Genomic DNA, 19,924 nt, shown 5'->3' with positions numbered 1-19,924 from the left:
ACCTGCCGGTTTAGCCAGTGTCCCTAGTTGTTCACTCCAATACTTCGGACGCCCTTATTCCATACGTTCCCTTGCGCGGATCACTCTCGCTTGGCCTTGGCTGACCAAAACCTCTGCTGGCCTTGGCCGAGCATTGTAGTTCGAACTCATGGAAAAGCCATACGCGCCAGCGTTCAAGATGGCCAGTATGTCTCCTTCCTTGCACTCAGGGAGCTTTCTATCCTTGGCAAACAGATCCCCAGCCTCGCATAGGTTACCCGCCACGGTGACGATTTCTTCTCTTCCTCGAACACAACTGGCATTCAATATGGGATGGTAAGAGCCGTACATTGCTGGTCGGATAAGGTGATTGAACCCGGTGTCAATGCCTACGAATGTCCTGTGAGGGGTCCTTTTCACGTCGGTAACTGTAGCCAGCAGAGTTCCGGCTTCTGCAACCAAGTACCTACCTGGTTCCAACACCATGGTGAGCTCTTTGCCATAGGCCCGGCAAAAGTCGGCAAACAAAGCAGAGGCCATGCGGCCAAACTCGCGGATGTTCAGGCGCCTCTCATCTGGCCGGTAAGGGATGCCCAATCCTCCGCCAAAGTCAACGAATTCCAAATGAGCTAGTCTTGCCGCCGTCGCCAGGAGGGCTTTCATCCCCTCGATGAGGAGTGCTTCGTCCAATACATTAGAACCGATGTGTTGATGGATACCAACGATAGTCAGGTTATATCGCTTCGCTAGAGCCTTGGCTTCTTCGAGCTGGGTAAAATCAATGCCAAACTTGCTTTCCGGCCCTCCGGTGATGACATGAGCATGGTGTCCAGCTCCAATGCCCTGGTTGATGCGGATGGAAATGGATGAGCCCGGGCGCAACTCGCCATATCGTCTGATCTGTGCGAAGGAATCGAGATTGATAGTTACTCCACTGGCAACCGCAAAGTGCAATTCCTCTACTGTGGCATTGCTGCAGGTATAGAGGATCTGTTCCGGCGCAAACCCAGCCTTGCGCGCCAAGAGTATCTCTCCTTTGCTGACCGTCTCTACGTTGGCGCCCATCTCGCGCAGGAGTTTTAGGATCTCGACGTTGACATTCGCTTTACATGCGTAGTGAATCCTCAGCTTCCTATACGGGATGCTTTCCACTAGTTCAGCGTACCGTGTCCGGATCGTGTCCTCTTCGTACACGTACAAGGGGGTACCGTATTCTTGGGCTAAATCAACGGCAGGTATCCCACCCAAATACAATTGATTGCCTCGCACCTGCATGGCAAAACTCCAGATCACGACTGCCCCAAGGCTACAGGCATGTTATATCAATGGCAGTTTATAAACGCGGTAACGTTTGTAGTTTTCAGCCCCAAAATGTGAGGCCAATGTCGTCATCTTGTCGTTCTCTTCGGCCTGCAGAGACAAGTCCACCCAGCGAAACCCTCGCGGCACACCACACCTGGCCAGCTCCAGCAGCATGAGCGCTTCGATACCTCGTCCCTGGTACTGCTCCAGCACTCCTCCGATTTTCAGGGTAATCCGATCAATGCGCTTCATGTACCACCACGCCATCAGTTTGTGCAGCCCATCCAGGCGCCCATTGAGATGGACGAGCACTTGGTTGAAATCGGGGAAAGCAATCAAGCAGCCCACTGTCTTGCCATTTACCTCGCCAAACAGGACAAAGTCGGGGTCCACAATGGGGCGCAGTTCCTCGGCGAACTTTCTGAGGTCCTCATCTGTCCACGGGACATGGTCTGGCATCTGGCCTATGGTTGCATCGTACAGCTCGCGCACGTGCTGTAATTCGTTGTCCCAGTCATCCAGTTGCGCATGGCGAATTCGAATATCCGTGCGACGCTGCGCCACTTTCTCCAAGCGAGCCAGTCTCGGAGGCAAGTTGCCATCTGGCCCGATCATGTCCGCCACCCGTATCCGGCGACAAAAGTCATCAGCGTGTTTGACCATGCCAAAGCGCTCGACAAATTCCTTGTAGTAGGGGGGACTATGGGCGCAGAGCATAGGAGCAAGGCACTCTGCACCTTCAATCAGGATGCCTCGTTCGCGGTCGCGGTGGAAGTTGATCGGCCCGCGCAGTTCGCTCATGCCGCGTTGGCGCACCCAATCGCGCGCGGCGCTCAGCAACGCCTCGGCTGCTTCATAGTCGTTCAGTACGTCAAAGAAGCCAAAGAACCCTACTTTCTGCTTGAGGTATTCGTTGAAACGGTGGTCAATGAAGGCGGCAATCGTGCCTACCAAACGCGGACCCCTTCGCGCTGTCAGCAGTGTCACATCTGCCCGTTTGAAAAAGGGGTTTCTCTCTGAATCCAGTAATGCATCTCGTTCCTTGATAATGGGCGGTACCCAATTCTTATCCCCCCGGTAAACAACCCACGGGAACATGACCATCTCCTGGCGGTCACGTCTGGTCTTCACTTCGACTATTTCTACACTGCCCATGATTTCATTTCTCTCCTGCTTTGATCAAGACTTAGCTGTCTAGCAGCTACCTTTATCATGAGAACACTTTACCAGTGCAAAGGTTTTTCAGATGATTTAGTTGCGCTTTGCCAACGTCCTTCCTGGCAAACAAGACCGAGATGTCATCCTCATAGAGCAGCGTCCACCTCTCCGAGTCACGCGCACCCTCGATCATGGATTGCGTTTCCTCCTCCTTCGGCAGGAGCAAATACTGGATACCGTATTTAGCCAATCGCTCTTCCCAATGGTCATCGTGAAAAGTCAATATGTAATCCCGCACAAAGGAAAAGGGATACAAATGCACCCGGCCATCTATGAAGGAGCGCTGCTGTGGCCACAAGCGCCAGATGAGGTAATCGCCGTACTTTTGTGGATGGAAGATGTTGCCTGCTAGATGGTGCTTGGCAATATAGTTCATTGCGCCAATGGGCGTGCCCTGCTCAACCAGTTCAGATCTCAATCGCTCTACCCTGAGCTGCATACGAACCCAAGGCAACAGCAGAACGGTGAACGAGATGAGGCAGGCGAGTATAGCCCAGTTGAGCCACTTGGCTTCTCTTTTGCCCACTCGACGCTTTTTCAGACGTTGAAGTAGAGCCTCTAAGCGCGAAGGCAGGTGTGTTCTTCCTTGCGGAACAGGGATTTCGATGGCAGCCAGGTGCCGCGCCAGCATGGGTGCAACAATGAGCGCGAACCAAATACCATTGCGGATGGCTGTCAGGCCGAAAAGGGCAAAGGCCAGAAACAGGACGAGTTCTGTTAGGTTCAGTCGCGACCGGCTGTAGAAAAAGACTAACAAAGTCAGGAAGAAGGGACCGAAGAAGCAGAGGATGCCACTCAGTTCTTTGATGCTGGGTACCTGCCATTCCGTAACCAACTGTTGGGACGCCGGATCCACTTGCAACTGGCGCACATAGGCAAAGACTCGATAGCCTTCGGGGTTGACCAGACACGCTAGCACTGTGAGAGCGAGGATTAGAGCGAGTCTAGCCAGCGCAGAGAGCGCTAGGGTATCTGCGCTAGATGCGCATAACGCACGACGCAGTGCTTCAACTGCCAATATCATGCCCATCAGACCAATCCCCAAGACAAAAGCACCGTGCAAGTTGACCCAGAGAAGCATCAGCAGGGGCAATGCCCACAAGAAGTCGCGGCGACGCTCACGGTATCCCCACAGAATCCAGTAGAACAGAGCGAAGAGGACAAAGGAATAGACCTGTGGTCGGATATTGCTGTACCAACCAAGGACGGAGGCGGCAACCAGGCTACCCAGAGATGCGATACGCGGCTTGGTACTCGCCTCGAGAGACAGGCGAAGGATGGGCAAGAAAGCCACTAAGAGGAGGATAGCATTGAGCGTTATGAGCAGAGGGAAGTCGCCAACTCTGTATGCAAGGTAGTATAGCACCTCGCCCAGCCAATTTTGGTAGATGAACGGTTGCCCCGCATGGGTGAAAGAAAACAAGTCAACACGTGGAATCTGGCGAGAGGTGAAAATCACTTCTCCGGCCTTGAGATGCCACCAGAAATCAAGCATGCGCAGAGGATGCATCAATCCCATCCAGACAACAGCCATTGCCGGCACGCATATCCATAGCGTCTCGATGCGCAGCCGGGGTATAGCTACCCCTTCGGTCAGTTGCTTCGTGCAGCGGCTCACGCTAATTCCTCCGGATAATGAGTAGCACCTTGGCAAGACACTAGCCTTCTTTGTTTCCAGGCCAGTGCATATAACCCAGCCACTGCCAATGGCACCCAAGTGAACCAATGATAATAAAGGCTTCGTATGGTGAGCATGGCAAACAGCACCGTATATATAAGTACCAGCGCTCCACCTATTCTCCATGTCCAGCGGATTGGCAACTCCCCACGCCATAACCAGGTGGCGAGCTGAACCACGGCTGGGACTAATACAACCTGGTCAAAAGTAAACCCATAAGGCGCCAGGGGCACAGAGACAAGCAGTGCAACATTCATTGCCGTCAGCCAGCCATATGAATCAGCCATTCGTAACATACATGGTATAGAGAACAATAGCAGGATTCCTGCAAAGCGCAGCAGGTTAGTGCCCAATAACATGTAAACTAAACCGCCAATAGTTGATGTTGAGTACTGAAAAAAGGCGTGACCATTCACTAGATGAAAATAAGCCGACACCCAGCGTGGGAAAATCACCCACAAAATGATCAATGAAACCCCCAGCGCAGCAGCCATACCCCAAAAGACCCGCCAACGACGGTGATGAATAACCCACAGCACAACTAGCAATAGCACAAAATATGTCACTTGTGGCTTGATTGTGGTCAAAAATAGCGCAGCACCTGCCAGTTTGTCTCGACCATTGTGCAGCCAGCAGGCACTCACCACTAGCCCAATCAGAAGCAAACCCGAGATTTGTCCCAGGGAAATAGTGACTAATGATGGGCCAAAGTACAAACCTAATCCCAACGGGATTAAGATGCGGCGTCCATCCACCATTCACCATTCCAGCCAGCAATTGCCAGGTTAGCACTGCTGATACTACAATCAGGCCGATATTGCAGATCATCCAAATACGTGCCGCGATATCGAAGGGTAATAGCCCTAATGGCAACAACAATATAAACAGCCAGGGAGGATTCCAGGCGGCGAGGGTTTGCCCTTCATCTTGCAATCGGTCAGGACGAGTCTCAAGTTCCAGCATGCGCAGCGAGTCTAGATCAAAGGGATTCCCTCCAGTGGCAAATAAGTGCGTAGCAGACCAGTAAACGAGGAAATCTTTCTCACCTTCATCAACTCGAGAGATTACCCCGTTTAGGGCTATGAGCAGGATTATAATAAGCAACAAACGCCTTGTCTTGTTAGCAATCATGTTCGTCCGCAAACAGCGTTTGTGAATTTTTAGAACGGGTCGTTTTAAGCCAAGTCCTTACTACAGACCAGCTTACTATGAACACTCTTTGCAAAGCGCCCCACTCCGATGCACCAAGCCATTAACGGTGCTCTAGGACGGTCCCTTCGGCATCAACCTGACCACGCCACAGGAATGCTGTGCTGGCGTTGCTCAACTCAACTTCATAAATGACTTGCTCAGGGCTTGCTAGGTCATACTCTACCGTCATCGTCCAAGCCCTAGCGGTGAAACGGTACGACTCCCGTCCGGCTGCCCCCTCCGGGGTCGTGCGCTCTCCTATCCAGGCCAAGTCTTCGGCTGGTGCCTGGGCAGGGTAATGTTCCCTAACGTGAGCAAACACGATCTCACGCACGATCAGCACTTCAATGGCTACGTTCAGATTCGATTCCAAAATTGTATAGTTTGCATCCAGGGTGCCTGTCCAATGAAAAGCCGTCTGCTGGTTGGTGAGTTCCATCTCGTAGATGAGGTATCCTGGTGCGATCTGCGGAGTGCCAATCCACATCAGCCAATCGCCGCTGACAAATTCGTAAGAGGAGGAGCCCACCACTCCAGGTGGCGTGGTATTCCGTCCTACCCAGGAAAGTCCCTGCGGTGGTGCTTGGCCAGGGTAAGTGGTTTGGAGAAAAGCCAGTGCAGCATCGCGCGCTGCCATAACCTCCGCGGGGATGTCGGATGGAAGTGTCGCCGTTGCAGTTGGAACCGCAGTAGGAGGCTGAGTCGGCGTTGGTGTAGGAGTTTTCCAGAATCCATCGCAAGCGGTGATATTGCCCATTAAGAATGTCATCGCGATGATCGCGATCAAGATGCCCAGGTCATGTTTGGTTAATCCCATCTTCTCCTCCCAGCATGGCGCTAACTACACTGCTTCGCCAGTATAATTTGACACCCAGTGTAGCACAAAAGCAGACAAACGCCAATTCGGCGGTTTCGCTCCAAACCCTCCAGGAAATCCGTTGACAATACGCGACCCAGACAATCAATGGACTTTGGCCATTGCCCGAAATGATGTAGGTCTTACTCCCATGTGTTGTACCATGCTAGGTCGGCGATATGAAAAATTTTCATCTTTGCCTGACAGAGCAGGCTCGAGCGAGCAAAATGAGCAGCAACACGCACTAAAAACAGTATCCCCATGTAGCCAGCCACTAGAGGTGCTATCGCTTGTCCCCTTTCCTTGGCAGGCTGTGGCCGAACGTCTGAGATGTGGTGAACTAAGATGACAAAATTGTCATCATAACGAGCCTTTTCACCCGTATTTTTTCATCTTATTTTCATCTTCGCTACGTCATCCGCTATGAGAAGTTACAGCAGTGCTAATTTTCCGTTGCCGTTGGGTTGCGTCAGGAGAAGAAGCAATGGCTTTCATCATCGTAACAGATGCCGATCCTAGTTTAGGCGCCCTCTTGCAGCAAGAATTTCAGCGCCAGGGCCATCAAGTGCTCATTGCGCGCAGCGGGCAAGATGCGCTGCAGCTCGCAGAGCGTTATCGTCCGGATTTACTCGTGTTGAATGCGATGCTCCCGCAGTTCAGTGCCGTCGAGGTACATCACCGACTCAAGGCGATCCCCTCTTTGCACAACACCCAGGTGCTTTTCTACTACATTCAATTGCGCGTGGAGGAAGAGCCGAGCAATCTGTCCCACACAGTAGATGCCTATGCTCACAGAGCCTCCCCAATCAGCGAACTTGTCACGCGAGGCAATGCTCTCCTGCGTCGAGGCCCTACCACGCAAGCCCCGACCCTTTCCGATCACCTCATCGCAGGCACGCTCATCCTGCATTGCCATAACATGACCGTTGAAAACAACGGTCGTATCTGTAGCCTTACTCCCACTGAGTTCGAGCTCTTGCGCTATCTCATGCTTCATGCCAATGAGACCTGCTCGACCAGGCGTCTCTTGCAACACGTTTGGGGTTATCCCCCGGGCGTGGGCAGCACCGATTTGGTGCGCTCCTATATCCGCAGCCTGCGCAGCAAAATCGAAATGTGCCCTGCTCATCCCGTGTACCTGCGCACAGTCCGGCATCGGGGTTACATGTTGTGCAGCGACGGCAACCTGGAATGCGATGAAGACCGGTGGATACCACAGCAAAAGCAAGCGGGCAGGAAAATCGCAGCGGCCCCAGGATAATTTGGGGATAATAGAATTGTGGGTACAATGCATATTTTATCAAGCCCCAACGGCTGAAGAAACAAACGATAAAGTATCTATTGAATATCTAAATGGTAACCATTAAGTTTCACAAAACTTTCACGCTTATTCACGCAGCTTTCACGTTGTGGAGCCAAAAAGGTGCTATATTGTAAGTAGTTTCACATGCTTCCTCATTATTTTGGATCGTTTCAATACATAGCATCTAGACCTGTGAGGAGATGGGAGTGGGCAACAACGAGAAAAAGGTACTACTGAAAGCGCGTGAGGCGGCAGAATACTTGCGCATCAGCCTGTTTACCTTGAACAAGATCGAGCGGCAGAATTTGTTGATACCCTTTCGTACCCCAGGTGGACATCGCCGCTACAGCCTGGAGATGTTGAACCAATATCTGGAAGAGAACCGCTTTCCCAAGAACCACTTAAGAAACCATACAGAAAGGAGGTGAGAAGAGATGCTGTGGCCCACGATTTGGTCCTGGCTGCGCCGTGAGGAAGGGCAGGACCTGACCGAGTACGCCCTGATCATCGCGCTGATCGTGATCGTCGCTGTCGTCGCGGTCCAGTTGCTAGGCGAGAGCATCAGCAACGTACTAAGCAATGTTGCCAGTACGTTGGCAGCCACGCTTCAGTCTGGATCGTAACGAACTCCATCCCAAAACAGGGACCAGGCAAGAGGGGCAAAGCACGTGGTCAGGCGGTGCTTTGCCCCGCCTTTTCTTATCCGTTGTTGTCCTAAGAACCGTGAACACGTCATTGCGAGGAGCGCTTTGTGCGATGAAGCACTCCCAGGGAAGTGGGTTGGGAGATTGCTTTATTGTGCCCGCCATGAAACAGGCTATAATAAAGGGCAAGAATAAAAGATGGAAGGAAAAAGCTACATGCGTGGGCAGAGCCTGGTCGAATTCGCCTTATGCCTGTCGGTTTTGATTCTGATCCTTCTGGGGGTTTTCGACCTAGGCCGTGCGTTCCATGCCTACATTGTCATCACCAACGCAGCGCGTGAGGGCGCGTACTATGGCGCGATGCACCCTTCCGACAGCAGTGGCATTGTGGCGCATGTCATCAGCGAGGCACAGGGCTCGGGCATAGCGCTGAGTGCCGGGAACGTGAGCATCTCTTCCACCGGCATCAGCGGCACGCCCATGTGCGTCACGGTGTCCTATGATTTTACTTTGATCAGTTCCTTCTTGTTGGGTGGGCGGACGATTCGATTGCAGAGTTGCGCAGAGATGGTGGTATACTGAGATGGTACGCAAGCGATGGTTCTGGTTTGCTGCAACGGCTTCAGCCGTCCTGGCGCGGTTAACGGCTGAAGCCGTTACTACAAACCGTACGACAAAGCGTCAGCGAGAACGTGGCGAGAGCTTGGTCGAGCTGGCGCTGGTTCTACCTGTCTTGTTGCTCATACTCATCTCCATCCTCGATCTGGGGCGTGCGGTTTATGCGTATCATGTGGTGGCAAACTGCGCCCGGGAGGGCGCACGTTTTGGGGCGACGGCAGAAATCAACCCAACGGCGGTGGCTGACGTGGTGCGGAACACTGCGGTAGGGCTGGATACTAGCCAACTGTCGGTAACGGTAACCTACCCCACCAATGCCGTCAGGGTTGAGGTGAGTTACAATTTTCGGTTGATTACCCCACTCGTTGCCCTGGCGATAGGACGCCAAACTTTGACGCTCAGTAGTGCGGCGACGATGTACAAGGGGTACTGAAGCAAGCGATTGTTCCGTGGTGGAAGGAGTAGAGCGGTATGAAAAGTGCTTCGTGGAGACGAGAATCTGGGCAGGTCCTGGTCATCGTGGCTTTGTTTCTCGTGGCACTGCTGGCGATGCTCGCCCTGGTTGTGGATGGTGGCAACATCTATCGGCAAAGGCGCCAGATGCAGAATGCCGCCGATGCGGGAGCGATAGCAGGCGCACGCGTTTTAGCATACAGTGGCACTGCAGCCAGCGCGCAGGCGGCAGCCCAGGAATATGCCGTGCAGCGTAACCAGGCGGATCGCTGTGACGTCATCATCAATGGCGCGCAAGTGACGGTCGTGGCGTACAAGGACGTGGCGATGACTTTTGCCCGTGTCGTGGGCATCCAGCAGGTCACGGTTAACGCTCAGGCGACCGCCAAGTGGGTACCCATTGGCGCTTTAGATGGACTTGCGCCTCTCTCGATTCGCGAATTCGATTATCAATTTTATGTTCCTTACTACATTTGGGATGATGACAAGGATCAAGACCCAATAACAGGCAATATCTCGGGTAGTTATCGCGGCTGGCTCAACCTGCCCTGCGTTTACCCTCAAAGTTGTGGGGCTGCCGGCTCAGACCAGTTGAAAGATTGGATGGCCAACGGCTGGTCAGGTACTGCGAGCGTAGATACCTGGATTGCCGGTGACGGCGGGGTCAAAACAGCGGTTATCCAACAAGCGAGGGTGGGGCAAGTATTGAAGATCGCTGTTTTCGATCAGATCGAAGACAAGTATACTGGGCAGACTTATTATCATGTGGTCAAATTTGCAGCCTTTAAAGTGACAAGCGTCTATGCTACGGGGAACCCGAAGGGGATCAAAGGCGAGTTCCAGTACATGCTTGAATCTGGGCCATTAAGCGATGGCGCAGATGGTGGATATCGGATGATTAGTCTAACTCGATAGGGGTGTAGATAACGATGGGCAGACGAGCGGGATGCATTTGGATAGCAGCAGGAATTGTATTGGCCTTGTTGGCTGGTGCGCTGACCTTTTGGGCTATTGTCCGTGTCTCTTCGCAAGCAGCAGTTCCGACTGCACGTGTTCCCACGGTCGAAGTCGTGGTTGCTTCCCGCTCGATAGCCGCGCGCCAATTCATCATGCCCGACGATGTGGCGCTGCGTACTATGCCAGTGGATATTGTGCCGGAAAATGCCCTTCACAAAGTAGATGAGGTAGTAGGTTGGATAACCCTGCACCCCTTGGTGACTAATGAGATGATTTTGAGCAGCGACGTGGTTTCGTCTACCGTCCGAGGGGACTATTTTGCCTTTACTATGGACAAGACCAAGGTAGCCATGGCCTTTCCTGCCAGTGACCTGATGAGCAGCAACAACCTGCTGAAACCCGGCGACCATGTGGACCTTCTTTTCTCCATTGAGGTGCAAGAGACCGATGTGAATACTGGCGGATTGGTGACCTTTAACGCGCTGCAGAACCTGGAAATTGCCGCCATCGTTCAGCCGCGAGACGTGGAAACAAAAGCTCAGTCAGAGGCGACCGCTCAGCGAGCGCGCCCATTGGCCATTATCTTCGCCCTGGATCCTCAGGATGCATTGGTGCTCAAACACCTCCATGATTTGGGAGGCGTCGTGGATATAGTGCTGCGTGCTCCGGAAGCCAAGGAGCGTTTTAGCACGCAACCAGTTAACGAGAAGTATCTCATCAACCGTTACCAGCTTCGTGTTCCAATCGTACCATAGGGGAGGCGAATGCCAGCCACTATTCTGATCATTGACCAAGACATGGATAGCGTGCACAACGTCCGGCAAACTCTCGAAGCCGAGGGCTACGAGGTCGTGACGACGGTAACTGGTCAGGCAGGGATTGCCTTGGCTGAGCTCAACCGCCCTAATTTGATCTTGCTGGAGATTGACCTGCCAGACGTTGATGGCTACGAGGTTTGCCGCGCCCTGCGTGCTGTCCCTGCTCTGGCGAAGGTGCCTATCATTATCTACTCAGCGAGAGCGACTGTGCCCGATAAGGTCGCTGGTTTCAAAGCCGGAGCCAATGATTACATCGTGAAGCCGGTCGCCGCGGCTGAGTTGATCGTACGCATCAACACCTTGTTGCGTTCTGAAGAGGCTCCGCTGGCTTACACGGTTGCCCTCTGGGGCGCTAAAGGTGGGGTTGGCACGAGCACCATCGCGCTGAACCTAGCGGTAGCCTTGCGTCTGAAAACGGGTCAACGGGTAACGCTCATGGACGCCGCGATGTGGGGGGGAACACTGCCCATGATGATGAACCTGGCGCCCAAGCACACGATTGCCGATCTAGTGCCTCGACTCTATGACCTGGATTCAGAGCTACTGGCCTCGGTCCTTGCCACCCATTCGTCGGGAGTGCGCGTTCTGGCATCCGAGCCATGGAGCAAGAACGGCAGCACAGTCCAACCTACTCACTTGGAACGCATTCTGAATTGGCTGGAAGAGTCCAGTGACTACCTTATCGTGGATGCGGCATCGTCTCTGGATCATGTTACGCTGTCTTTGTTGCAACGCACACAACCCCTGGTGGTACTGACTCCGGAAATGACCTCGTTGCGCAATGCACGGCTGTTAATAAGCATCGCGGCAACTTGGCCGCAGAAATTGGCAACATTACTGCTCGTGCTCAACTGCTACCCAGTCAAGGGAGGGATCAAACTCAGGGATATCGAAAATGCGCTCGGGGCTAAAATTGATGTGCAAATTCCCAATGACGAATCTTTGGTGACCTATTCCATCAACCGAGGCATACCTCTGGTTATGAGCCATCCGCGCAGCGCGGTGGCACAAGCCTTTTTTCGGCTTGCTGATATCATACGCAACAGAGCGGAGAAGAAGCGACAAGAAGCCAAGCCGCCTACCACTGTGTGGAGTGCGTAGGGGATGCCAAGTTCGCAGTATGCGCTAAAGTGCGCACAGGGAGCTAAAATGCTTAGTACAAGATCTGGAGAGGTTCAATCGTGATGTGGGGTGCCATAGCACTTGGTGTCATGAGTGGCTTGTTACTCAATATGGCTGCAGACCTCTTGCCGCGGGAAGCAGGCGGGGCGTCCAAGATACGCCATCAGGCGAGGTTGGGCATCTTTCTGCTGGTGTCAGTTGGCCTGTGTGCCTACTTACAGCGCCGGCATGGTTGGAGCTCCAGCTTCTTCATGCAAGCCGCTTATTGCCACCTATTGTTGCTTATCGCAGTGATTGACCTGGAACACAGGATTGTGCCCAATGTGTTGATCGCTTCTGGCATAACGCTGGCTCTAGGGTTCAATTTTTGGCTGGCGACCCCAGGGTTGGTAGCTGCATTTTTGGGCGCAGTAGTAGGGGGAGGAATTTTTCTGCTATTAGCCCTTCTTCGCCGCGATGCCCTTGGGCTGGGCGATGTCAAACTGGCGTTTTTGATTGGGATGATGACTGGGTTCCCTTGGGTGCTGCAGGCGCTGACTATCGGGATTCTTCTAGGAGGAGCAGCCGCTGCTTTTCTGTTGCTTGCACGTCTGCGGGGTCCCAAGCAATACATGCCCTATGCGCCGTATCTCGTTGTTGGTTGTATGGTTACCCTGCTTTATGGTCACGACATCGCGTATTGGTATGTCCGCGCGGCTGGACTGGGAGGATAGGTCAGGCATGGCAATCCTTGGTCTGATTATCGGCGTTATGATGGGCCTAGCCGTGATCTCGCTCTTCGTCGGGGCTGGCCAGATCATCGCCCATCAAAGTGCTTCCATTAGAAACCGGCTGGATGTGCTAGCGCCAATCCCGACAGTCGCGACTGTCGGAAGGGAGCAGCAAGAAGGGAAAGAACGCTCTTCTCTGGCCAGACACTTGAACCGGATTATCTCGGGACAGACTTTTGCTACTTCGGTAGCGCATGAACTAGCACGCGCCAATATCCCATTGACTGTTCCCGAATATGTGCTACTAAACCTTGGCAGTGGGATGGTCTGTTTTCTGCTCTTGCTGCTTTTGTCGCGACAGATGCTCTTTGCCTTGCCGGGCATGGCCATTGGCGTATTGTTGCCCCGCCTCTATGTGCGCCGTAAGCAGACACAACGCTTGTATGCCTTTCAAGAGCAACTGCCAGATATTTTGACTTTGCTAGTTGGCTCCTTGCGCAGTGGCTACGGCCTCACCATCGCCATGGACAATGTAGCCAAACAAATGCCTCCCCCCGCTGCGGAAGAGTTCAGCCGTGTCGTACGAGAGATTGGCCTGGGTATGCCCATTACTCAAGCCTTGTTCAACCTGGTACAGCGTATCCCTAGCGATGACTTGGACTTGGTGGTCACGGCCATTGCCATCCAGTATGAAACAGGGGGAAACCTGGCCACTGTCCTGGAAACGATCACCAGCACTATTCGCGAACGGGTACGCCTCAAAGGACAATTGCGCATCCTGACAGCGCAACAATCCTTACAGCGCTACATCTTAACTGCGATGCCGTTTTTCCTAGGCCTTATTATCTACATATTGAATCCGCAGTACATCACTGCGTTGTTCACTCCAGGCCCCACTTTAGTTATCCCCATCGGTGCAGCGATCGGCGTGGTCATCGGCTACATAGTGATGGGCAAGTTGAGCCAGATTGAGTTCTGAGCGGGAGGGCTGGATGGATTTGATTCCACTCGCTTTGGGCATAGGGTTACTGATGAGCCTGGGTGTCGGCCTTACCTATGGCGGCATGCTAAGGTGGAAGACGGGTGAAACGCCAAAGCAACGCCTGCAGCGCCTAATGTCCAGCAAGAATCCACTGGAAGAATCGGAACTAACGCTGCCCTTTACAGAGCGCGTGCTCAAACCTTGGTTGCGCAGACAGATACGGGCAGCAGGACGGCTTGCTCCTGCCCGCTCTGTTGAGCGCTTGCAACAGAACCTCATCCGTGCTGGCTATCCCTATAATCTGACCGTGGTAGATTTCCTTGGGATACAAATTTTGGGTGCTTTGATTTGTATGATTATCGTGCTTTATCCGATGACTTTGCGCAAAGCCGCGCCTATTGGAGCCCTGTTCCTCGCGGTTATCATGGGTGCGGTTGGGCTCATGCTGCCAGATTTTTGGTTGCGCTCGCGCGTGCGCCAACGGAAAGCGCAGATAACCCGTGCTTTGCCCGATGCGCTGGACATGCTTACCATTTGCGTGGATGCCGGTGCGGGACTCGAATCCGCCATGCTCAAGATCAGCGAAAAGTGGCAAAATGCGATTGCCCAGGAATTTGGCAAAGTCGTAGCGGAAATCCGTATTGGCAAAACCCGGCGCGAGGCACTGCAAGACATGGTCGAGCGCACCAATGTGCCGGAGGTTGCCAGTTTTGTGGCTGTGCTGTTGCAGGCAGATCAGTTTGGGTTGAGCATTGCTAACGTGTTGCACAATCAATCGGAACAAATGCGTCAGCGCCGTTGGCAGCGAGCGGAGGAAGAGGCACGCAAAGTGCCCATCAAATTGCTCTTTCCGCTCGTTTTCCTGATTTTACCAGCGATTTTTGCGGTCACCATCGGTCCAGCTATTCCCATTCTGTTGGGCATTTTCAGGGAGATGGTCAGATAGCACTTGGAGACGAACATGACTTTGGATTATGCGAACTTTAATCAAGCAAACGAAGAGGAACTACAGAAGCAGAAAATAGATGCGCTGTACCAGGAAAGCCTCCTGCATTTCCAGAACGGCAGATGGCAGCAAGCAATCAACGGCTTTCAAGCCGTATTGCAACTCCAACCCGATCATGAGCAGGCAAAGGCTTTTCTGGAGGAAGCGTACGTGAAGGCTTCTTTGGAGCAGGAGAAACCCAAGCCGAGGAAGTTCCTGTTTCAGGGGAGGTTGAGATATCTATTCTTTGCCCTAGTCATGATCAGCCTGCTCCTGTTCTTGGCCATAGGTGTGCGCTGGGCTTATGTTCGCTGGATACAACCAGCGAGAATAGCACAGCAGGAAGCAAAGCAAAAAAGCCAGCTATTGGAGCAAGCTTACAAGTACCTGGCTGAAAAAGATTATGCAGCAGCACAGGAAGCATTTCGCACACTGCTGGCAGAGGACCCCGATAACGAAGAGGCTCAAAAAGGATTAGCTGAGGCACAGAAAAAAGCCTCTCTAGCCGAGACCTATGCCAAGGCGAAGGAGGCCATAGCAAAGCAGGATTGGGATGAAGCTGCGAGCCTCTTGGCAGCGATTGCAGCGCAAGATCCCAACTACCAAGATGTGCAAATGCAACAAACTTTGGTGCAGGAGCAAATCGAGTTGCGCACCCGATTTGACCAAGCCAACGCCGCCCATACTGCTGGTAACTGGCAAGAGGCTATTGCTGGCTATGAGAAACTCAGGGACCTTGATGCAGAATACCAGAAACAGACTGTAAGCGAACGCCTTTTTGAGAGCTACTTACAGCAGGGCCGCTACCTCATCCAGAGCACGAAGGGGGACAGCACAGCAGTGCAACGGGCTAGAGAATTGTTCCAAAAGGCGCTGGCACTTCAGCCCCAACACCCACAGGCAATGCAGGAACTGTCCTTGGCCGAGAAATACTTGGAAGGGCAAAAACAGCTCACGCAGGGCAACAGAGAAGCCGCTCGCGCTGCACTAGAGTGGGTATGCCAGCAACAACCCGAGTATGCGGGAGGAACTGCTAGCGCGCTGCTCAAATTGGCAGGTGGACAGCCAGAAATTGCCCAGCCTGCGCCCACCGGCACGATTAGTGCGCCGATTACGTCGGGAGAGACTTTCCATCAGCAATACGCTAGCGCTATGCAAAGAGGAGACACGGCTATGGATGCTGGGGATTACGCTCTGGCTGAGGAATGTTACCGTCAGGCAACCATGGCGGCCATTCACGGCGGTTATGATTCTGCGCGCTGGCTGTTTGTTGCTTATGTTAAAGTTGGGACAGCCTATGCCAAGAGTGGGAAGTTCGAGGAAGCGATTACCGCAATCAAAACAGCCATCTCGATCATGACCAAAAGTGCCATTGCCATCCCTGCAGAGTCGTACAGCAGCTACATCGAAGAAGCCGAGCGTTACACTCAGGGAAGGGATTATCACAATGCACTGATCCAATACGACCAAGCCTTGCGCGTTATTGGCAAGAAGTGCAACTGCGGATTAGAAAACTGGAGTGTGGTACCATGACGCTGCTAAACCAACGCCCTACTGTTTTAGACGCCAGCATAACCACTGCTGGCAACAACAAAGAGGATCTCAAACTAGTCGCAAAGTTGCGCGATAAAATCCTGTCTCGCCTCGACCCGCTGCTGGATATCTCCAATCCACGTATTGTGCGCCAGACTATCGAAGCCATGTTCCCCCAGGTCCTCTCCGAAGAGGACGCAGCTATTAGCCGCGCTGAACGAGTACGTCTCTTCGAGCGAGTCATTGCCGAGATTCTAGGCTATGGACCAATTGAACCGCTGTTGCGCGATGACACGGTCACCGAGATCATGGTGAATGGGCCTTATGCAATTTATGTAGAACGACATGGCAAGATCGAAAAGACGCCATTGACTTTTGAAAACGACGAGCATCTGCTGCGCATCATCGAACGAATCGTTACGCCGTTAGGGCGGCGTGTAGATGAGGCATCGCCTATGGTAGATGCGCGTCTTCCTGATGGTTCACGAGTAAACGTTACCATACCGCCTATTTCGCTCGTAGGACCTGTGCTCACTATCCGCAAATTCTCTCGAATCCCCTATACTGCCGAGGATCTGCAGACATTTGGCACGGTGACCCCGGAGTTCATCCAATTCGCCCGAGCTTGTGTCCAGGCACGCCTGAACATCATCATCTCCGGCGGCACAGGTACTGGCAAGACCACATTGCTCAACGTCCTATCTGGTTTCATCCCTGCTAACGAACGCATTATCACTATCGAGGATGCTGCGGAATTGCAATTGAAACAAGAGCACGTGGTCACGCTCGAATCGCGCCCACCGAACATCGAAGGGCGTGGTGAGATTACCATCCGTGACCTGGTGATCAATGCGCTGCGCATGAGGCCGGACCGCATTGTAGTCGGCGAGACGCGTGGCGGCGAAGCACTGGACATGCTACAGGCTATGAATACTGGTCACGATGGCAGCTTGAGCACCTTGCACGCCAACAGTGCTCGCGACGCCTTGCGCCGTCTGGAGACCATGGTGCTGATGTCAGGCATGGACTTACCCTTGCGCGCAGTTCGGGAGCAGATTGCCTCTGCCATTGACTGCATCATCCATCTGGAGCGCTTTAAAGATGGCTCGCGCAAAGTGGTGCAAGTAGCCGAAGTACAGGGCATGGAGGGCGATGTCGTCGTCATGCAAGATATCTTTCGTTTCCAGCAGACCGGGCTCAAGGACGGGCGCATCCTAGGTCGCTTGGAGCCGACGGGCATTCGCCCCAAATTCTGCGAGAAAATCGAACAGGCAGGAGTACACCTGCCCCCCACCATATTTGGACTGAATGGGAATTTTTCTGGCCGTAGACCATGAAGCTCTATCACGCCGACCAACAACGCTTCATCATCAATAACCTAGAAATCGCCACCAATGTCCGTTCTAGAACACGCGGTCTGATCGGTCATGCGCCGCTAGAGCCTGGGCAGGCGTTGATGATCCCCCAATCACGCTGGATTCATACCTTTGGCATGTCCTTTACCATTGACGCTGTCTATGTGGACAAGAAATGGCACATCGTAGCCCTTACGGAAAACTTACTGCCAGGCCGTATTGACCGACCCGTGCTGCGTGCACAGGCGGTAATCGAGATGGCAGCAGGGGAAATTCGCCGCCTCGGCTTGAAAGTTGGCGATCATTTGGAACTGCGCCCGTAAGTCCATACCGCGTGTGTTGCTTCTCTCTATTTCTGCTGACTGCTAACTCGGACAAGCCCAACACCCGACCTCTACGGGAGGTCGGGTGTTGAATTCTCATGCTCAGCGCTTAGTGGGCTTGGCTGGTATCCACAGCTTTTGTCCGAACCAGATAAGATTCGGGTTCGTAATCCTGGCGAAGGTGGGGTCTACCCTCGCCTTGGCATTAGTCCCATCCACGATCAATATGTACAGGCTCGGATCACCGTAGAACCTTCTGGCCAGCTTCATCAGCCAGTCGCCCCACTGGACGATGTATGCTTCGCCTGAGGCTGTCAGGTCCTCGGGCGTAGCAGGCCTTTCAGCTTTAGGCACGATAATATCGATCGCGGATGATTCGTTGAGGACATTGCCTGCCGCGTCCACCGTACGAGCGGTCAGTTTGTGCGTGCCCTCGCTAAGTCTGGCTACCAGGCTCCAGATTCCATCCACTCCGACCACTGCTGTCCCTATCTTGGTTGCGCCGTCCCATACCTCCACCGTTGCGCCGGGCTGACCTGTGCCACTTAGCTTTACCCCATCCGGCGTAAAGTCGGCCATTGAAGGGGGATTGAGTGTGGGCAATGCAATCGGCAATGCGGTTGGCAGCGCTATTGTCGGTGTTTCGGTTGGCAGCATGAATGCTGGTGTTTCGGTTGGCAGCATGAATGCTGGTGTTTCGGTTGGCAACGCCACTGTCGGTGCTGCAGTTGGCAGCGCTATTGTCGGTGTTTCAGTTGGCAGCATTGCTCCGGGTGTTGCAGTTGGCAGCCTCACCGGTGCTGTTTCGGTTGGCAAAGCCATTGTCGGCGCTCTAGTTGGCAGCGTTGCTCTCGGTGTTGTGGTTAGCAGTGCCATTGTCGGCGTTTCGGGCGGGAGCACAGTATATGTAGCCTCGACCGTGGGGATGCCAGTTCCCGGCTTCTGGGCATTGCAGGAGCGCAAGAGGAGAAACAAAATCGCAAGCAACAACAGCAATGCGCCAATCAGTCTGTATAGCTGGCAGAAGCGTCCTTGTGACTGGATCATTCTAGGGCATCTCTTCTTTCAGCGTGTCTGGCTCGATTAGATCTCACGCCCGCCCTTCAAAGTATCCTGAAGGGTCTTGAGTTCATCCCATTTGCCATCTCGCGCGAGCAGAGCTTGCTCCGGCCATGTCTGTGGATCGGCCAGATTGAAGCGCGGTCCGCCTGCGTCGAGGATAGAACGCAGGCGCTGCACGCTCGTTGCGGCAAGTTGTGCAAAGGTGTAGATGCCGTTTTGGTTCAATAGCGCGCTGATCTTTGGCCCAATACCTTCGATAATAGTCAGATCGTCTGGCTCGCTTGGTGCTGCCGCTGCCGTTGTAACGGCACTGACGCGAGCCGCCAGCTCCGCATTCAGATGCTCGATCTCGAGATCTTTCTGCCTCAGTTGGGCTCTACAGGCATCCAGGTCCGCCTGCACACTCTGCATTCTGGCGAGCTGTGCCTTCAGCGAATCTATCTCCAGATTGGCATTATCCAGGCGAGCTTGCACGTCTTTGTAGCCAGTCAATTGAGTCCTGAGTGAGGCGGATTCCTCGTTGCACTGCTCCAACTTGGTCTTGAGAAGCGCCTCTTCTGCCATCCGGCGTGGACGGCAGATTAGGTAATCAATGAGCCAGCAGATAAGCCAACCAACCAGCACACCGATAAGGAGACTAAGCCAATGCATTTTGCCCCTCCATTCTCGTTCGTTATGATATCATGATAAGATGAACCTCAGTTGGCCAACAGATACCATTATAAATCTAAGATTGGCTACCCACAAAATGCACAAGGCTTTCGCCATCTCCCTGTACTACAAGTCCGTTGTGTCGAATTCATCTCGTCCTCTCCTGAGCATTTGAGCATTGCAA

At 53.3% G+C, this 19,924-nt stretch carries 22 protein-coding genes; 15 read left to right on the top strand and 7 right to left on the bottom strand.

Annotated features, from left to right (window positions below; all coding sequences use genetic code 11):
- Positions 1-54 precede the first annotated feature (54 nt).
- The 5 genes from lysA to H5T67_01165 form a co-directional block, all read right to left on the bottom strand.
- Complete coding sequence (gene lysA / locus H5T67_01185) at positions 55-1,254, bottom strand: diaminopimelate decarboxylase (protein MBC7243932.1); 1,200 nt, start codon at positions 1,252-1,254, stop codon at positions 55-57.
- 42 nt (positions 1,255-1,296) lie between these two features.
- Positions 1,297-2,436, bottom strand: coding sequence for a hypothetical protein (locus tag H5T67_01180; GenBank protein ID MBC7243931.1), 1,140 nt, complete (start codon positions 2,434-2,436; stop codon positions 1,297-1,299).
- A 55-nt stretch (positions 2,437-2,491) separates the two neighbouring features.
- Entirely contained in the window at positions 2,492-4,117 is a 1,626-nt protein-coding gene (locus tag H5T67_01175; GenBank protein ID MBC7243930.1) for a hypothetical protein, read from the bottom strand.
- Positions 4,114-4,935: a DUF2029 domain-containing protein gene (locus H5T67_01170; GenBank protein ID MBC7243929.1), complete on the bottom strand. Its 822-nt coding sequence runs from the start codon at positions 4,933-4,935 to the stop codon at positions 4,114-4,116. The genes H5T67_01175 and H5T67_01170 overlap by 4 nt, the downstream gene beginning before the upstream one ends.
- A 494-nt stretch (positions 4,936-5,429) precedes the next feature.
- On the bottom strand, positions 5,430-6,185 hold the full coding sequence (locus H5T67_01165; protein ID MBC7243928.1) for a hypothetical protein: 756 nt from the start codon (positions 6,183-6,185) through the stop codon (positions 5,430-5,432).
- Between the two features lie 523 nt (positions 6,186-6,708).
- On the opposite strand from H5T67_01165, the gene H5T67_01160 reads away from it, so the two are divergent.
- The 14 genes from H5T67_01160 (at position 6,709) to H5T67_01095 (ending at position 18,027) form a co-directional block, all read left to right on the top strand.
- On the top strand, positions 6,709-7,485 hold the full coding sequence (locus tag H5T67_01160; GenBank protein ID MBC7243927.1) for a response regulator transcription factor: 777 nt from the start codon (positions 6,709-6,711) through the stop codon (positions 7,483-7,485).
- A gap of 248 nt (positions 7,486-7,733) precedes the next feature.
- Positions 7,734-7,955: a helix-turn-helix domain-containing protein gene (locus H5T67_01155; GenBank protein ID MBC7243926.1), complete on the top strand. Its 222-nt coding sequence runs from the start codon at positions 7,734-7,736 to the stop codon at positions 7,953-7,955.
- 6 nt (positions 7,956-7,961) lie between these two features.
- Positions 7,962-8,150, top strand: coding sequence for a Flp family type IVb pilin (locus H5T67_01150; protein ID MBC7243925.1), 189 nt, complete (start codon positions 7,962-7,964; stop codon positions 8,148-8,150).
- Positions 8,151-8,369: 219 nt separating this feature from the next.
- A complete protein-coding gene (locus H5T67_01145; protein MBC7243924.1) occupies positions 8,370-8,753 on the top strand; it encodes a pilus assembly protein in 384 nt (127 codons plus the stop codon).
- A 1-nt stretch (position 8,754) separates the two neighbouring features.
- A complete protein-coding gene (locus H5T67_01140; protein ID MBC7243923.1) occupies positions 8,755-9,222 on the top strand; it encodes a pilus assembly protein in 468 nt (155 codons plus the stop codon).
- A gap of 38 nt (positions 9,223-9,260) precedes the next feature.
- Entirely contained in the window at positions 9,261-10,157 is an 897-nt protein-coding gene (locus H5T67_01135) for a hypothetical protein (GenBank protein MBC7243922.1), read from the top strand.
- Positions 10,158-10,171: 14 nt separating this feature from the next.
- Positions 10,172-10,954 (top strand): Flp pilus assembly protein CpaB, encoded by a 783-nt coding sequence (gene cpaB / locus H5T67_01130; protein ID MBC7243921.1) that lies wholly within the window; start codon positions 10,172-10,174, stop codon positions 10,952-10,954.
- A 9-nt stretch (positions 10,955-10,963) separates the two neighbouring features.
- The gene (locus tag H5T67_01125; GenBank protein ID MBC7243920.1) at positions 10,964-12,118 is read left to right on the top strand and encodes a response regulator; all 1,155 of its coding nucleotides are present in this window, start codon (positions 10,964-10,966) and stop codon (positions 12,116-12,118) included.
- Positions 12,119-12,198: 80 nt separating this feature from the next.
- The gene (locus H5T67_01120; protein MBC7243919.1) at positions 12,199-12,852 is read left to right on the top strand and encodes a prepilin peptidase; all 654 of its coding nucleotides are present in this window, start codon (positions 12,199-12,201) and stop codon (positions 12,850-12,852) included.
- 7 nt (positions 12,853-12,859) lie between these two features.
- Positions 12,860-13,828, top strand: coding sequence for a type II secretion system F family protein (locus H5T67_01115; protein MBC7243918.1), 969 nt, complete (start codon positions 12,860-12,862; stop codon positions 13,826-13,828).
- 13 nt (positions 13,829-13,841) lie between these two features.
- A complete protein-coding gene (locus tag H5T67_01110; protein ID MBC7243917.1) occupies positions 13,842-14,777 on the top strand; it encodes a type II secretion system F family protein in 936 nt (311 codons plus the stop codon).
- Between the two features lie 15 nt (positions 14,778-14,792).
- Positions 14,793-16,349, top strand: coding sequence for a tetratricopeptide repeat protein (locus H5T67_01105; protein MBC7243916.1), 1,557 nt, complete (start codon positions 14,793-14,795; stop codon positions 16,347-16,349).
- Positions 16,346-17,686, top strand: coding sequence for a CpaF family protein (locus tag H5T67_01100; protein ID MBC7243915.1), 1,341 nt, complete (start codon positions 16,346-16,348; stop codon positions 17,684-17,686). The genes H5T67_01105 and H5T67_01100 overlap by 4 nt, the downstream gene beginning before the upstream one ends.
- Positions 17,683-18,027, top strand: coding sequence for a DUF192 domain-containing protein (locus H5T67_01095; GenBank protein MBC7243914.1), 345 nt, complete (start codon positions 17,683-17,685; stop codon positions 18,025-18,027). Before H5T67_01100 ends, H5T67_01095 begins: the two co-directional genes overlap by 4 nt.
- Before the next feature lie 102 nt (positions 18,028-18,129).
- Here the strand turns inward: H5T67_01095 and H5T67_01090 are convergent, their stop codons facing one another.
- The gene (locus H5T67_01090; GenBank protein MBC7243913.1) at positions 18,130-18,642 is read right to left on the bottom strand and encodes a hypothetical protein; all 513 of its coding nucleotides are present in this window, start codon (positions 18,640-18,642) and stop codon (positions 18,130-18,132) included.
- Here H5T67_01090 and H5T67_01085 point away from each other — a divergent pair.
- Positions 18,623-19,114 carry a hypothetical protein gene (locus tag H5T67_01085; GenBank protein ID MBC7243912.1) on the top strand — a complete coding sequence of 164 codons (492 nt, stop codon included), beginning with the start codon at positions 18,623-18,625 and terminating at the stop codon, positions 19,112-19,114. The genes H5T67_01090 and H5T67_01085 overlap by 20 nt on opposite strands.
- Here the strand turns inward: H5T67_01085 and H5T67_01080 are convergent.
- A complete protein-coding gene (locus H5T67_01080; protein ID MBC7243911.1) occupies positions 19,111-19,740 on the bottom strand; it encodes a hypothetical protein in 630 nt (209 codons plus the stop codon). The genes H5T67_01085 and H5T67_01080 overlap by 4 nt on opposite strands.
- Positions 19,741-19,924 lie beyond the last annotated feature (184 nt).

It is taken from the genome of Chloroflexota bacterium, from assembly GCA_014360905.1.
GTDB lineage: Bacteria > Chloroflexota > Anaerolineae > UBA2200 > UBA2200 > JACIWX01.
Note: the sequence above shows the minus strand (reverse complement) of the source record. Positions and strands in the feature narration are given on the sequence as shown.

What these genes read in the sequence shown, in the direction of transcription:
- lysA (MBC7243932.1), bottom strand. Translation starts at nt 1,254, where the DNA reads ATGCAGGTGCGAGGCAATCAATTGTATTTGGGTGGGATACCTGCCGTT.
- H5T67_01180 (MBC7243931.1), bottom strand. Translation starts at nt 2,436, where the DNA reads ATGGGCAGTGTAGAAATAGTCGAAGTGAAGACCAGACGTGACCGCCAG.
- H5T67_01170 (MBC7243929.1), bottom strand. Translation starts at nt 4,935, where the DNA reads ATGGTGGATGGACGCCGCATCTTAATCCCGTTGGGATTAGGTTTGTAC.
- H5T67_01165 (MBC7243928.1), bottom strand. Translation starts at nt 6,185, where the DNA reads ATGGGATTAACCAAACATGACCTGGGCATCTTGATCGCGATCATCGCG.
- H5T67_01160 (MBC7243927.1), top strand. Translation starts at nt 6,709, where the DNA reads ATGGCTTTCATCATCGTAACAGATGCCGATCCTAGTTTAGGCGCCCTC.
- H5T67_01150 (MBC7243925.1), top strand. Translation starts at nt 7,962, where the DNA reads ATGCTGTGGCCCACGATTTGGTCCTGGCTGCGCCGTGAGGAAGGGCAG.
- H5T67_01145 (MBC7243924.1), top strand. Translation starts at nt 8,370, where the DNA reads ATGGAAGGAAAAAGCTACATGCGTGGGCAGAGCCTGGTCGAATTCGCC.
- H5T67_01140 (MBC7243923.1), top strand. Translation starts at nt 8,755, where the DNA reads ATGGTACGCAAGCGATGGTTCTGGTTTGCTGCAACGGCTTCAGCCGTC.
- H5T67_01135 (MBC7243922.1), top strand. Translation starts at nt 9,261, where the DNA reads ATGAAAAGTGCTTCGTGGAGACGAGAATCTGGGCAGGTCCTGGTCATC.
- cpaB (MBC7243921.1), top strand. Translation starts at nt 10,172, where the DNA reads ATGGGCAGACGAGCGGGATGCATTTGGATAGCAGCAGGAATTGTATTG.
- H5T67_01125 (MBC7243920.1), top strand. Translation starts at nt 10,964, where the DNA reads ATGCCAGCCACTATTCTGATCATTGACCAAGACATGGATAGCGTGCAC.
- H5T67_01115 (MBC7243918.1), top strand. Translation starts at nt 12,860, where the DNA reads ATGGCAATCCTTGGTCTGATTATCGGCGTTATGATGGGCCTAGCCGTG.
- H5T67_01110 (MBC7243917.1), top strand. Translation starts at nt 13,842, where the DNA reads ATGGATTTGATTCCACTCGCTTTGGGCATAGGGTTACTGATGAGCCTG.
- H5T67_01105 (MBC7243916.1), top strand. Translation starts at nt 14,793, where the DNA reads ATGACTTTGGATTATGCGAACTTTAATCAAGCAAACGAAGAGGAACTA.
- H5T67_01100 (MBC7243915.1), top strand. Translation starts at nt 16,346, where the DNA reads ATGACGCTGCTAAACCAACGCCCTACTGTTTTAGACGCCAGCATAACC.
- H5T67_01095 (MBC7243914.1), top strand. Translation starts at nt 17,683, where the DNA reads ATGAAGCTCTATCACGCCGACCAACAACGCTTCATCATCAATAACCTA.
- H5T67_01080 (MBC7243911.1), bottom strand. Translation starts at nt 19,740, where the DNA reads ATGCATTGGCTTAGTCTCCTTATCGGTGTGCTGGTTGGTTGGCTTATC.